Genomic DNA, 12,554 nt, shown 5'->3' on the forward strand with positions numbered 1-12,554 from the left:
ACTTGGATCTGCGTTTGGCGCAGTCGACCGAAACGACACCAAAGTGAGAGGGACCGACCGCCTCGACTCGCTGCTGAATCACCCCAACTGGCTTGCCGATGTAACGGGCCTGATTGGATTTTGACGAACGTTTCTTGGTGGCGATTGCCATATCGGAGTTCCTTGATTGAAGGGAAAGTGAATTCCTTCAATGAAAGCACTCAGAATGCGCCCCTGGTAGTTATTTAGGCTAACTTGGGGACATACCAGGCATGGCTCTAGAATCCAATGATCATTCAAAAAATGCGTCCCTGACGAACAAACGCTCGCCAGGGACCGACAGCCAGCGTGACTCACTTCTTGGCCGCCCGATAGCCGCTCAGGTACCGCTCACACAGCGACAGATCCTCGGGCCGATCGACATCCGAAAGCGGCCTTAAACAATGAACCCGCAATTGAGACTGCTTTGCTTTGCAGAGAGTCTGCTCACGCACTCGATCGCTGCCCCAGTCGATCCCCCGAAACAACTGCGGCTGATCCTGACGCATTCCGATGAGGTAGTAGCCTCCGTCGACAGCAGGGCCGAGCACGACATCCGAATCGCGCAGCGCCCGCATCGCCTGCCCCAGCAGACCGGCGTGGAGGGCGGGACAATCAGCTCCGATGACAACGACACGACGAGCGTGCTCATCAAAGGCGGCGGCAACGGCCTGGGCCAGACGCCTCCCGAGATCACCGCCGGCTTGCGGCCGATAGTCATGGTCGGCGCCAAAACATTGCCCCATCTTCACCGCATCACCACCCGCGAAACGGACTTCCCATTCACCGGCATTTTGAGCGCAGTAGTCTGCAGCGACTCTCAATGCGTGCCGAGTGAGGGCAACTTGTAACTCGGCCGCCCCTTCAGGACCGAGAGCGGGGATCATCCGCGTCTTCGTTTTCCCAGCTTCGGGATACCGCGTGAATACGATCAGTCGAGATGCCCCCGCCGGGGCTTCGCTAACGCTTCGTGTCCTCATTGTTTCACCTACGATCATCGAACATCAGGAATGCGCCGCGGCCGTCCTCCATCCAGCCCCAAGCTAGGCGTCCGGCTGAAACCACCGTCAGAGAGCCCCAGCCAATCCACTGAAACCATCACCCGGCGAACCAGCTCCCACACATCGGTCGAGAACTCGTTCGCTTGGCAACACACGATGAATAAGTGTCCGTTTTCGTAGTGGATGAGGCGACGAGTCCTGCGGCTTTGGACTCGTCGCCTCGTCCACTACGACAGAGATTGATCGCGTGCTGCTTGGCGTCGCTGCTGGCGAGGGAAAGCAGCTCGCTCGGACCTGCTTGGCTGGTGCCAGTGGCGATTGGTAACAACCGATCACTCATGGGTACAGCCCCCCTCACCTCCAACTTCTCAATAACCCGTGCGTAACCGCGTCCCGCCACCCCGGAGATTCAACAGGATTGCTCGAGCTGGGAGAGCGACTCGAGAACGATCTCTAAGGTCGACGCCACTTCAAGATCCCCTTCTGCACATTGCTGCTCGAGGACATCAAGCGAGAAGCCTGCGATCTGGAGCCGGTTGCAGATATCATGTCGCCGCTGCGAGCGTTCAGCAGGCGACAACCCCGCCTGAGAGAGACTCGACCACTCCCCGTCTCGAAAATCAGATCGAAAGAGCTTGTCGGAAAGCTCCGTATCGAGTCGAGGTGGCTTGTGGGGGCTCAAGCTGATCTGAATCCGGACACCCAGCTTGGGAAAATGATAGAATTGCTCTGTGTGAGCGATTGTCTTGCGAGCAGCGACTGTGCAGTTTTCAGTTGCCGTGAGTGAGTCTTGGATCGCGACCATATCAAAAACCTTCCATGCGATGGTGAAAGTGAACGATGGACTCCCTGCCCATCTCGATGCCTCCCCGATTGGCAATGGCCGTGTAGCAACTCGCATGCCGAGCCTCACCAGGATGACATTCGTCGATGCAGCGCCGCGTGGACCAGGAGGGCCGGCGACGGATCATCGCGGTGCACTCCCGCGACGCACTCCGCTCTGGGCAAACCGAGGCGGCTTTTCAAATGGTTCCCGCCGCCCAGCAAAGCATGAGCCACGCAGGCTGGTAGGAACATTATTTGCATCATCCAATTCGCCATCCACGTCGCAAAGGACTCGCAGTCGATGCATACCTGATCCGGTGACCTCCGCCCAACGGGACAGGCGTCTTTCCAGACACGTACTTTACTCATACTGGAGCAACACTCTTATGAAACGCAACCGAACCAACTCGTGGTACTTGGCAGCGACGATTGCCGTCGCCGCCGGCCTGCCGAGCGCGAGCCAATTACAGGGACAGCCCGTTGCCGATTCAGATTCGACAGCCAATCAGTCCCGCGAAGCTAGCGACGCGGCCCACACTGACCATCAATCTCCGGAACTCGGGGTCATGGTGGGCTCATCACCCGGAGAGGGAGTCTGCGTGATCGACACTCTCCGCCGAGGGCCAGCCGACCGGGCGGGGATCGAGCCAGGCGACTACATCATCGCTGTCAACGACCAGACTGTATCGAACCCACTGGAGCTAAAGCAGAAGATTGATCAACTCAATCGCAACGACACGATCAACGTGAACGTGTGGCGACGCGGCAAGTTCGCTGCCAAGGAAGTACGCCTGGCAGCCCGATCCGAAGAACTCCCCGAGAGTCATCGTGGCTGGCTCGGCGTCGTGCTGCTACCTGCCGACGAAAGTGATACGGGCGTCGTGATTCAGGAGGTTGCCACCAATAGCCCAGCGGAGCACGCGGGGCTGCAACGTGGTGACGAAGTCATTGCGATGAACGGAGAGCGCGTTGAGTCGCTCGAAGGGTTCGTCGATGACGTGAGCGATTTCGAGCCGGGGAACGAGATCCGGCTCACGATCGAACGAACTGGCCAGGAGCAGGAGATCAGTGCAGAACTCGGAGTAGTTGCCGAAGCACCCATGCAATGGTTTCGCACACAAACGGCCACACCACGCGATGCGCGGATTATGGCGATGCCGGAACTGCGGCCCCTGACGAGCCCAGCCGTGATCGATGACATCCTCGACGACATGCGGCGACAGATCCGAATCCTGCGTCAGGAAGTTGACGAGCTCAAAGAGCCTGATGCGACGAGCGGCCCGGCGGCGGAAGCGGCACCGCAAAACGATGACGTTTCCCACCACCGATCGCGCCCCGAGCGACTCTCCCCGACCGTCCAACGCGTACCGAGCGAGTCGACTCTCCGAGCACGAGCGATCCTGTCGCAGGTCGGTTTCCGGGGAGACTTCCCGCCGAACATCAGCAACGACTGGAGCGGCGCACGCTACACCAGCCCGAACTATTCTCAGTGGAGAAACAACCAACGCCCCTCCACAAGCAGTAACAACCGGACCAACTACTACTACCCCCGCTACAACCGCGGCTACCGAAATTACGGTAGGGGCAACTACCGGTACTATCGCTACGGCGGACGCCCCTACTACTACGGAGGCCGCCTGCCCTACGGTTACCGAGGCGGAGTTGGCTTCGGAACAGGCTTAAACGTCTACTGGTAAGTCTGGTGTGATCATAGCGCATCGGGAGAAATGATTCTGCACGACTCTTGTGAGCTGACGAACTGTGCAGCCCCGCAAGTTTTCCTGCGCCAAAGGCGCTGAAGGGAATAGCCGCAGGTCAGCGTAGCGCCAGCTACGGTGTCTCGCTGGTTGACGTATCCGGTGGCGTTCCCTTGCGCTCAAACCACCGGCTATTCTCGATCACCCCTGACGGGAAACTTCCCCGTTCCCTAACCGGGCGGGCGTCGAGACACGACGGGGTTTGGACTGCCACGAAAGGACATTCCAGTGAGCCGTTAAAAGCTCGTGAAGAGAGGCCAATGAGGCGGAGCGATGGGCTATGATGTGGGACCTTTGAAACTCACCTCCCCCCTTTCGTCCCTAGGATGCCCGCCCATGAAAATCGCTCTTAACCGTTTGTTCCCTTGCCTTCGACTGGTGGCACTCGGCACCACGCTTCTATTCGGCTTACCCGGTATCGCCGCGGCTCACGAGGGCCATGACCACGACCATGCCGATCACGAGCATGGGTCGGGTGTGATGACGACCCGAGAAAGCTCAGTTGTGCTACCGCTGCCACCGGCGGATGAGGATGTCTTTCATTTCGTCATTTATGGTGACCGGACTGGAGGCGTCCCCGAAGGCTTGAAAGTTCTCGAGCAAGCGGTCGTCGATACCAACCTTCTCGATCCAGACCTCGTGATGACCGTGGGCGACTTAGTCCAGGGTTACAACGATACCGACGAGTGGATGCCCCAGATGCGGGAGTTCCAAGCAGTCATGAACGGTTTGACATCGAAATGGTTTCCCGTCGCCGGCAATCATGATGTGTATTGGCGAGGACAAGGCCCGGCGCCTCAGGGCCAGCACGAAGCCAACTACGAAGAGCACTTTGGGCCACTGTGGTACAGCTTTCAGCACAAGAACGCTGGCTTCATCGTGTTGTTCTCCGACGAGGGCAACCCGGAGACCAACAAGAAAGGATTCAGCTCAGGCGAACTGCAAAACATGAGTGAGAAACAACTCGCTTTTCTCGACTCAGCACTCAAGGAACTCGAGAATGCAGAGCATGTGTTCGTCTTCTTGCATCACCCTCGCTGGATCGGCGGTGGCTATGAGGGCAGCAACTGGCAAGCAGTCCACGAAAAACTCGCTGGCGCTGGAAACGTGTCGGCTGTCTTTGCTGGCCATATTCACCACATGCGGTACGACGGCAAAAAGGATGGAATCGACTACTATGCCCTGGCGACGACGGGGGGACACCTTTCAGCCGAAATCCCGGATGCTGGCTACCTGCATCACCTCAACATGGTCACCGTGAGAAAGGACCGCATCTCGGTGGCCGCGATTCCCATCGGAGCCGTGATTGACCCCCAGCAGTTCACTCCAGAATTCTTGGCCGAGGTCAGCAACGCACGTCGCATCCGGCCCGTGCAGACATCGGACGACCTGATCCTCAACGCCGATGGCACCTGCAGCGGCGAGGTAGTGATGACCATCAAGAACGGAAGTGAGAATGACGTGGATATCACCTTGATGAACGCCCCCTCGTCGCAGCGGGAAGGCTGGCAATCGACGCTCGACCACCAACACTTTCAGATTGCCAAGGGCGAAGAGAAAGAGGTAACCTTCACGATCAGCCGCAGCCCGGGGCTGATCGAGACGGTGAGCATTCCGGCAGTCAGAATGGAGATCGACCACTTGTCCGAAACGGCTCGCGTCCGCTTGCCCGACGTCGTGGCACCGCTGCGGATCACGCCTGGCCAGGTTCCAGCTGATTACTTTGCTGGCGATGCCGACCGCTGCCTCTTGGTCAAAAACGAGAACTCCGCCATTGCGGTCAACTCCGATCAAATTCAACTCCCCGACGGCCCCATGACGCTGGAGGCCTGGGTGCGTCCCACCGACAACACAGGCTACCGCGGGCTCCTGGCAAAAACAGAGAGTTCCGAGTTTGCGATTTTCAGTGATGAGGGCGTGCCAGAGTTTACGATCCACCTGAACGGCAAATACGTTACCGCGTCTGCGAAAGACCCCATGATCGTTGATCAGTGGACCCACGTGGCAGGCGTCTTCGACGGCGAGTCGGTGAAGATATTCGTCAACGGTGAGCTGGCGGGCTCGAAAACAGCAGCTAAGCGAGGCGAGAACGGTGAGACGCCGAAGCGGAAGCAGAACAAACTGCCACTGTTCATCGGAGCCGACCCCAATCCTCGCGGACAGCCCACGCGTCCAGTCCGCGCGATGATCGACGAGGTCCGACTGTCCAAAGCGGCCGTCTACTCAGAAGACTTCACGCCCGCATCCCGCCACAAGCCTGAAGCGGAAACGGTCCTGCTCATGCACCTGGACCGCACGACTGGCCCGTTCGTGCTCGACCACAGCGGTTCGGCGTCACACGGATTGATGGGCAGCGCCAGTCGATTGGTGGAAAGTCCTGCGAAACCCTAAACCGGTTTCGTCCGCTACACGCGAAAGGCCTCGGTTGATCCGACAGTCGATTAAATCGACGTTGGCACCGCAAGTATGATCCGAGGTCCGTAAGGCCCCGGGTAGCGACGCCTACCCGGTCGCCTACGCGTCTCGGCTCAATTAATCGACAGCCCGGTGAGGCACCGGGCAGCGCCGCCCACCCGACTGCTTCGCATCGGGTGACGAACAACTGACGATTTGATAGACGGCGCAAGCCTCCAGTTCGCGATTCTTGCTGACCGCAGGCTGGAAGCTTACGCCACTTCTTGCTCTCCCGATCAACTACTCGGCCCAATAATCCACGACAACCGCTTTCTCGAGATGCGGTTTGAGGATTTCAACGAAGGCTTTGTGAGCCGGGTGGGGCAGATACTCGGCGCGGCCAGCTTCGTCATCAAACGTGACCAAGAAACAATGCGTCAAGCCATCGTTGAGCCCTTCTGGGCTGTTGTTCTCGCCGTGTTCGAAAGCAGCAATCGACGAGATCTTGCTCGGCAGATCCACGAACGCGTCCACAACGCCTTGGACATCCGCTTCGCTGCTGGAATCCTTGAAGCTAAACATCACCATGTGACGGAGTTTTTTGGGGGACGTTTTCGAGTCCGAGCCAACGGCGGTGAACTGCATGGTGATGACTGCGATTAAACCGAGTGCGAGGATAGTACAGAGTGTGGATTTCATGGCCAGGTGCCCTCATTAACAGGGAAGGTGGAATGGGATGCCAATCAAAACACATGATAACCCACCCACTGCCCCGGATCGCCCCCCCACACACAGCAACTCCGGTGCACATGGTGGTAGTGGTTGACAAAGTAGCCAGACGGCTCCGTCCGTCTGAGCTAAACCACCCCTCCATTCTCGCGACGGACGGAGCCGTCGGTCGACAAAAAAACCTAAACTTTTTTGCTTGACGCAGGCTCACCGCAACTGTACTATCACCGGAGTACACCAGAACACTAGAAAGGTGGCGGTTCCCAATGTTTTTTACGGTTGATCCTTCCAATGGCGTGGCGATCTATGCTCAGATCGTTCGTCAAATCAAATTCGCGATCGCGGAGCAGACGCTGCGGCCGGGCCAGTTATTGCCCAGCGTGCGGCAGCTCGCCACGCAGCTCGCGGTGAACCCGAATACGGTCGCCCGCGCCTACCTCGAACTGCAATCCGATGGGATTACGGAGACGCTCCGTGGCCGCGGTGTGGTGGTTTGCAAGGGGGCGTTGGACCGTTGCCGCAAGCAGCGGAAGTCCATCATCGCTGGCCGTGTGGAGAGCGTCTTGACCGAGGCGCTGCAGGGCGGCCTGACGGCGGACGAGATCCGCGGCATCGTCGAGCAGCAACTCGGATCGCTCGCTGACAGCATGTCGAAGACGTCTTCTCCGCCCGACTGACGATCCACTCTTTGCGCATCGCTTCAGCCAGGTCGTGCTTTCTAAACGACTGGGCTGTGCTGCCGACAACAAAACATCTTTCTTCACTCCATCTCATCCCCGAGGCCCCAGCCATGACATCAGTGATCACAGCCGAGCAATTGACGATGCGTTTTCGCGGATGCGATGCGCTTCGCGGCGTCGATTTTACCATCGAGCCGGGAAGTGTCTTTGCATTGCTCGGCGAGAACGGTGCTGGAAAAACGACCATGATTCGAATCATGACAGGGTTTCAGAAACCGACGTCGGGTCAATGTACCGTGTGCGGGCTTGACCCCACGCGTCATCCGCTCGAAGTCCGTCGGCGGGTGGGTTATGTCTCGGACTCCCCGGCGCTCTACGACTGGATGAGCGTGGGTGAAATTGGATGGTTCACGGCCTCGTTCTTTCCGAAAGGTTTTCTAGAGTATTACCGCGAGTCGATTCGCCGCTATGAGATCCCCGAGGACCGCAAGATCCGGCATTTGAGCAAAGGGCAGCGAGCAAAAGTGGCACTGTCACTCGCTCTCGCGCACGATCCGGAATTACTGATTCTCGATGAGCCGACCTCGGGGCTCGACCCGATGGTCCGGCGAGATTTTCTCGAGAGCATGATCGATCGGGCAGCATCCGGACGTACCGTCTTCCTATCGAGCCACCAGATCAGCGAGGTAGAACGGGTCGCCGACACGATTGCGATTTTGCATGAGGGCAAGCTTCGTATCGTCGCCCCGCTCAACGAGCTCAAACAGTCCATGACTGAGCTAACCGTCAGCCTCGACGATCCGCTCGTCGCGATTCCCACGATCGATACACCGGCTGAGGTGATGTGCGACGAATTACTCGGCCGTCAACGGCGACTGGTGGTGCGCGATTTCACTCCGGAAATGCACACGAAGTTAGCGTCGGCGACCGGTGTTACCGGCGTCAGCGAGCGGCCCCTGTCGCTCGAAGAAATCTTCATTGCCTGCACCAAGGGGTCGCTATCGCGTCCAGCGAGTGCACCCGAATCCGCTGATGAAACGCCGCAGGAAACCGCCATGGAGGCCGCATCATGAATCCGATGTCATCTTCTCTACGTGGCTTGGCCTGGAAAGAGACGCGTCAAGTCGTCCCGCTGGTGATCATGTTGCTCGGCGTGGCCGTGTTGCTGTTCGTGCTCTGGTCGACAATGAGCGCGGCCCAGACCATGGCCAATTTTGGCCACTACATTCCGCTGGTTCTCCCCGCCCTGTTTGCTGCGGGGGTGGGCGCGATTCTCGTCGGTCAAGAGAAAGAGAACCGGACGATGGATTGGTGTTCATCGCTCCCGATCTCGCCTTCGCTGATCGTGCTTGTGAAGCTAGCTGTCGCGATAATTGGTTTGCTGGTCATGTGGGTCTGTTGCGCGCTGATCGGATCGCTGGCAGGAAACAGTCGACTGCCTGGCCATGAAGCGGGCGTCGCCAATTCACTCTATTGGTTCACCCACAGCATCTTCATTCTCTGCTGCGGCTTCTACACCGCGTGGCGAATGAAGAACACCTTTGCCAGTTTGATCGTGTTGATCCCATTGGCGGCGTTGCCCTATCTGGCGACGTCAATTTACTACAGTCTCTTCATGACGGGGCGACACGTTTCGCTCCAGGAATCTGCGTGGCTACTGACGCTGGCATCAGCGATCGGGATCATCGTGATGGCGTGGATGGGCTACCGAGCGGGAATACGAGATCTCTCGCCCGCTCGACCGGAACTCGAAGCAACCGGCCCTGGTCATTGGTTGGCCGCGTGGCGGCCTGCCCATTCGCTCCCGGTGCCTGAAACGCCGTTTCGCTACCCGCTGAGTTCATTGATTTGGCAATCGATTCATCACAACCGCATGACCTTGACGCTTCTGATCCTGGCGATGCTATCGGGGGCGTTCGCCTTTGGTTACATGGCGGTATCATCGCAGTCGAGCGATGAGTTTGGAATGGTGATGGTCTGCACGTTCGTCGCTGGTGCGATCGCAACGTCCTGGCTCGGTGTATTCGTATTTCACGGTGACGGTAGCGCCAGCCGCCTGCGGTTTCTAGCCGACCGGGGTGTCTCGCCGACGCGGGCATGGATCGGCCGTCATTTGATTGGACTGAGTGCGATCGCGGTGGCGATGATCGCGTTCCTGATCTCGTCCTTCCTCACACTGCGAAACCCGGCAGACAATCGCGTGGACGTCGTCCCGTCAATGGCGATGGTGGGTGCTGGGTTGTGGGTGATCTATGCGGTCTCACAAGCGACGAGCCAGTGGATCCGCATCCTCGCCGCCTCTGCCTTCATCGCTCCGATCCTTTCGGGGGTTGCTCTCTATTGGTTGGGTGCGGCCGCGATCAGTTCCAACGCCCCATTTTGGCTACTGGCCGTCTGTTGTCTGCTGCCGATGCTAGCGACCTGGTTGATGATGCGGCGGTTCATGGACAACTCGGCCAAGTGGCCGATCTGGGCCTGCGGGGTCGTCACGACCGTGCTATTTCTCGTCCTGCCCATCCTCCCCTTCGCGATCGATGTGGCGTCCTTCCCAGGGATCACACCGAGCGCGCGAGCATCGTTGGCCGCGAACTCCAAAAAGCTATCCTCGACCGGCAACGCACAACCGATGATGCGAGCCAGCGTGCCGCTGGAATATCTCCAGCAGACGCAGCACAAGACCGACATCAATCTGACGGAACTCGTGGCATCCCAACGTTTTTTACCGGAGGACTATTTGGAGATCGGAGATATTGCCCCCGACGACACCGGTGTTCTTCGTGCCTCTAATCCCGACAACCGTCGGCCGCTTCGCGCCGACCGCTACATCCTGAGTCGGTCGATCGAGTTCGCCAACTACTTCCGATACTTGGTCACTCAGAATCCCGAGGACAGCGACGCGGTTGAATCACTGGGGAAATGGATCGACGCCCTGACCGAGATCGCCGTCCGGTTACGTCGAAGCGATCGATGGTACGACCAGCACGCCGCCGACAATGTCGAGATCTGGTTGACGCAAACGCTATCAAGACAGGACCTCATGGAACTGCGTTCACGCGACTTCTCGCAGCGTGCCATCGCTGTGCTGGCCGATCAAGCGGGCCGCAGTGCGGCTCGCCGCCGAGCGGTACTGCTGAGTTGGCGGCGGGAAATGGATCCTCCACCGATGGAGCACGATCGCGCCAAAGACTTGGATATGTTTGGTGGTTTTCGAGAGAACGATTGGTTTCTGTGGTACCCGCAGGAAAAGGTTCATTGGATCCAAGATCGCTTGCTCGACCGGCTATGCGTGGCCGCTCTGCAGCTGATCGATGCCGCTGAGAACGGTCAAGACACGCTACCGATGCGGCGTGAGCTGCATGAGCTGATGGATGATCCATCCATTCCGTTCGCCAATAGTTGGTATGGCGAGCGACTCCAACCACGAGGCGTTTCCTATGGCAATCAATTTTGGAACAGTCCCGCCGTTAGGTGGTATCGAGACTGGGAGAACCAGGCCAAGGAATTGGCGAGTTCGAGCGAGAGTGAAGAACCATGATCACGGACGCCATCCAGTCAACTTTGAGAGGTTCGGCCTGCTGTGGGCCGGAGAGGACAGGCAATGAATTTCAGCGTAGCCCTCCCGTCGCTTCGCTCGCCCCTCCCAGCGGGAAGGCAAATCGATATGTGTCATGGATTGCTCCCGCACTGGTGAGCGTGGATAAGTTTGATGTGACCGAACGACCGTCTGGCGACGGTAGCTACTTTTTGAAACCCAAGAGCAATTAAAATGGCTGATGCACCTATCTCGCCGTCACGACGTAGCGAAACGAGCTACCTGGCCCTCGCTCTCTTACCACTGCTGATCGTTGGCGGTTTGCTGCTTTACGGATTCTCTCAGCAATGGTTTGCACGCCATACCGTCGAGGCGGAACTGGCAAACCTGCATGCCGATGGGAAACCCATGAATGTGGCGACACAGCTCGCCGAGCGTGTGCATGATTCCTCGCTCAACAAAGATACGCAATGGAAAGATCTGGACGCTGCGGTCTCGTTCATGCAGTACAAGTACGACGAAGCCTTTCGATTGCTCGAGGAAACAGACGGTTTGGTTCCCGCCTCTGAGCCCTGGCCGGCTGCCCAGCTCGCCAAGGATTATCACGAGGAGGCTGTTCCACTGATCGATCGAATGCGAGAGTTACTCGCAGAGACGCACGCGGAGCAAGGTAGTTCACCGACTTGGCTGACAGTGCCGGTCTACGGCAATGGGAACTGGAGTGGAGACAATCTTCTCGAGCAAGAGTTCCGATATGCCTACCACGAGGGAGACAGTGCCTACGCGGCTGAATTGTTGGAACTGTCCGTCGCGGCAGGAAAAGCCGCCATGGGCATCGAAAACGTCGCCCCTCCGTACGAATTGATCCATCGCTCGCTCGAGCACGACTTCTGGCAGGCGGATGACTTGCGCCGTCTCCGAAGGTTACTCAGTGGTCACGTAGACCGCGAGGTTCTCTGGCGCCAGTATCTCGACAACAAGCTGGCCTTGTTCTTGGACAAGATTGAGACACTCAATGAGAGCGACCACTATGACCGCCGCAACAGCCCCAATATCCTGCCCTTCGGAATTGCTTCCACGGAAATTGCCCGGAATCTCCGCATGTACTCCGCCTACGATCGGCTCCAAGGGGCTGGGACTCGCCAGCACGTGATGGCCGCCCGCGCGGTGTCCGATCGTCAGGAGAAGGACCTTGCCCGGGCCGCCGTCGCGGGTCTCTCATCGATTCCGTTGGCGACGAGTAGTGCGATCACGGACTTTTATTTCATGGACAACCGTGCGGAGCACTTGGCTCGGGATGAAATGGAGCAACGCCGGACAGTGACGGCGGTGGCCATCAAGCAGTTCCAATTGCAGGAAGGCCGCTGGCCTCGATCGCTCGCGGAACTAACCCAGGTTGGCTTGGCGAGCTCGGACTGGAAAATGGTCGACGGATTCGACTTCGGATACCAGGTCGACCCCGGTGGCCAAATCGCGCGAGTGTGGCGGTTCGAGACGCGCTATGACTACGATGAACCCGACATGTTCTCCGAAAATTTTCACTTTCCCGCACATCCACCAAGTGAGTTGCATCTCAGTGACCAGGACATCGCGGCGGCAGAAACCGCGATTCGGTAGA

9 protein-coding genes are annotated in these 12,554 nt (G+C 58.4%); 6 read left to right on the top strand and 3 right to left on the bottom strand.

Annotated features, from left to right (window positions below):
• Positions 1 to 332 precede the first annotated feature (332 nt).
• Positions 333 to 998, bottom strand: a complete 666-nt coding sequence (locus CA85_RS11405; protein WP_146391482.1) for a TIGR04282 family arsenosugar biosynthesis glycosyltransferase — start codon at positions 996 to 998, stop codon at positions 333 to 335.
• A 430-nt stretch (positions 999 to 1,428) separates the two neighbouring features.
• Complete coding sequence (locus CA85_RS11410; protein WP_146391483.1) at positions 1,429 to 1,824, bottom strand: hypothetical protein; 396 nt, start codon at positions 1,822 to 1,824, stop codon at positions 1,429 to 1,431.
• Positions 1,825 to 2,230: 406 nt separating this feature from the next.
• Here CA85_RS11410 and CA85_RS11415 point away from each other — a divergent pair, with 406 nt between their 5' ends.
• Both CA85_RS11415 and CA85_RS11420 read left to right on the top strand, forming a co-directional pair.
• Positions 2,231 to 3,541 carry a PDZ domain-containing protein gene (locus CA85_RS11415; protein ID WP_186774883.1) on the top strand — a complete coding sequence of 437 codons (1,311 nt, stop codon included), beginning with the start codon at positions 2,231 to 2,233 and terminating at the stop codon, positions 3,539 to 3,541.
• A gap of 396 nt (positions 3,542 to 3,937) precedes the next feature.
• On the top strand, positions 3,938 to 5,992 hold the full coding sequence (locus CA85_RS11420; RefSeq protein WP_146391485.1) for a LamG-like jellyroll fold domain-containing protein: 2,055 nt from the start codon (positions 3,938 to 3,940) through the stop codon (positions 5,990 to 5,992).
• A gap of 303 nt (positions 5,993 to 6,295) precedes the next feature.
• Here the strand turns inward: CA85_RS11420 and CA85_RS11425 are convergent, their stop codons facing one another.
• Complete coding sequence (locus CA85_RS11425) at positions 6,296 to 6,694, bottom strand: Dabb family protein (RefSeq protein ID WP_246112710.1); 399 nt, start codon at positions 6,692 to 6,694, stop codon at positions 6,296 to 6,298.
• Between the two features lie 296 nt (positions 6,695 to 6,990).
• On the opposite strand from CA85_RS11425, the gene CA85_RS11430 reads away from it, so the two are divergent.
• The 4 genes from CA85_RS11430 (at position 6,991) to CA85_RS11445 (ending at position 12,553) form a co-directional block, all read left to right on the top strand.
• The gene (locus tag CA85_RS11430) at positions 6,991 to 7,401 is read left to right on the top strand and encodes a GntR family transcriptional regulator (RefSeq protein ID WP_146391486.1); all 411 of its coding nucleotides are present in this window, start codon (positions 6,991 to 6,993) and stop codon (positions 7,399 to 7,401) included.
• Positions 7,402 to 7,514: 113 nt separating this feature from the next.
• Positions 7,515 to 8,477, top strand: coding sequence for an ABC transporter ATP-binding protein (locus CA85_RS11435; protein ID WP_146391487.1), 963 nt, complete (start codon positions 7,515 to 7,517; stop codon positions 8,475 to 8,477).
• A 5-nt stretch (positions 8,478 to 8,482) separates the two neighbouring features.
• Complete coding sequence (locus CA85_RS11440) at positions 8,483 to 10,939, top strand: ABC transporter permease (protein ID WP_222435437.1); 2,457 nt, start codon at positions 8,483 to 8,485, stop codon at positions 10,937 to 10,939.
• A 231-nt stretch (positions 10,940 to 11,170) separates the two neighbouring features.
• Complete coding sequence (locus CA85_RS11445; RefSeq protein ID WP_146391489.1) at positions 11,171 to 12,553, top strand: hypothetical protein; 1,383 nt, start codon at positions 11,171 to 11,173, stop codon at positions 12,551 to 12,553.
• Position 12,554 lies beyond the last annotated feature (1 nt).

The sequence above is a fragment of the Allorhodopirellula solitaria genome, from assembly GCF_007859855.1.
Classification (GTDB): domain Bacteria; phylum Planctomycetota; class Planctomycetia; order Pirellulales; family Pirellulaceae; genus Rhodopirellula; species Rhodopirellula solitaria.

Bases quoted from the DNA above. Each gene is read 5' to 3' on its own strand.
- CA85_RS11405 (WP_146391482.1), bottom strand. From the start codon at position 998: ATGAGGACACGAAGCGTTAGCGAAGCCCCGGCGGGGGCATCTCGACTG.
- CA85_RS11410 (WP_146391483.1), bottom strand. From the start codon at position 1,824: ATGGTCGCGATCCAAGACTCACTCACGGCAACTGAAAACTGCACAGTC.
- CA85_RS11415 (WP_186774883.1), top strand. From the start codon at position 2,231: ATGAAACGCAACCGAACCAACTCGTGGTACTTGGCAGCGACGATTGCC.
- CA85_RS11420 (WP_146391485.1), top strand. From the start codon at position 3,938: ATGAAAATCGCTCTTAACCGTTTGTTCCCTTGCCTTCGACTGGTGGCA.
- CA85_RS11425 (WP_246112710.1), bottom strand. From the start codon at position 6,694: ATGAAATCCACACTCTGTACTATCCTCGCACTCGGTTTAATCGCAGTC.
- CA85_RS11430 (WP_146391486.1), top strand. From the start codon at position 6,991: ATGTTTTTTACGGTTGATCCTTCCAATGGCGTGGCGATCTATGCTCAG.
- CA85_RS11435 (WP_146391487.1), top strand. From the start codon at position 7,515: ATGACATCAGTGATCACAGCCGAGCAATTGACGATGCGTTTTCGCGGA.
- CA85_RS11440 (WP_222435437.1), top strand. From the start codon at position 8,483: ATGTCATCTTCTCTACGTGGCTTGGCCTGGAAAGAGACGCGTCAAGTC.
- CA85_RS11445 (WP_146391489.1), top strand. From the start codon at position 11,171: ATGGCTGATGCACCTATCTCGCCGTCACGACGTAGCGAAACGAGCTAC.